The sequence below is a fragment of the Streptomyces sp. DH12 genome (assembly GCF_020873895.1).
In the GTDB taxonomy this organism is placed as follows: Bacteria; Actinomycetota; Actinomycetes; order Streptomycetales; family Streptomycetaceae; genus Streptomyces.
Map to the genome: position 1 here is coordinate 1 of NZ_JAHWGT010000114.1, position 1,070 is coordinate 1,070.

Below are 1,070 nucleotides of genomic sequence, written 5' to 3' on the forward strand. Positions count from 1 at the left end.
GTACCAGGGCGGAGCGGTCGGCGAGGAACGGCTCCGCCTGCTTCGGCCGTCCCGCCCGCCGCAGCGCGGTGACGCCGGCCGAACGGGTGCGCGGACTGCGCGCGGTCAGCAGTGGTGTGAGCACCTCGTCGCAGGCGCCCCCCTCGTCCCGCAGGGATGTGAGTGCCGCGGTGGCGCACAGGTCCTGGACCACCGTGTCCTGGTCCCGGGCGGCCGCGTGGGCCAGCTCGGCGGGGCGAAGGAGCCGGTGTTCGACGGCCAGCCGGTATCCAAACCGCCGCACGGCGCGGTCGGGGTGGTCGAGGAGAGCGGTGAGCCGCCCGCGGGGTGCCCGGCCCAGGACCTCCTCGAGCAGCTCGATGCCGAAGGCGCCACGGTCGCGGCAGCCCACGCGCAGGATCAACGGCGCGAGGTCAACAGCGGTGCGCCCGTCCATGGCCTCGCGCAGCAGCTTCCGGGCGCGCTCACGCACCGGTTCGGCCCAGTCGGCGCAGCGGATCACGATCAGCGGCAGCAGACCGGGGCAGCGCGCCGACCGGCGCACCGCCGCCTCGCGGATCCGCCCGTCCCGGTGGCACAGGGCGAGCGCGAGCCGGGACTCGCCCAGATGCCTCAGATCGGCGGGCAGCGGGTCGGTGTGCTCCCACTCCGGCAGGAGCCGCGACCGGTACCAGGCCACCTCCCGCACTGCCGCGTCCAGCACAAGCCAGTCACCGGGGTCGGCGACAACCAACGCGTCCCGCAGCGGCGCACCTCCCGCCAGGCGCACCGCTACCGCTGTCCCGCCCCTTAAGGTCCTCACGCATCCTCGCCCCCGTTCACCCGGCCCTGCCGGGGATCGTAGGGCGCGGGGTGCACGCGGGTCGCGTGAAATACCGCTGGTGTACCTGCCGTGGCAAGCCCGGCCGCCCCGGAGACCTGCTCGTCTCCCCGCCCGCCGACTCCCGGCGGCCCACTAGCGGCGGCAAGGCCGGCAGTAGAGGCTTGATCACCGTCCACAGTTCGTCGTCAACTTCCCGCGGCTTGGGCCGGGTCACCCGAACCCCCAAATCACCAGTCTCGGAGCGATC

Annotated in this window: 1 pseudogene; it reads right to left on the bottom strand. The window is 74.2% G+C overall.

The window, feature by feature from the left end:
• A pseudogene (locus LPA54_RS32835) lies at nucleotides 1-769 on the bottom strand (hypothetical protein); the annotation flags it as partial.
• Nucleotides 770-1,070: the final 301 nt, after the last annotated feature.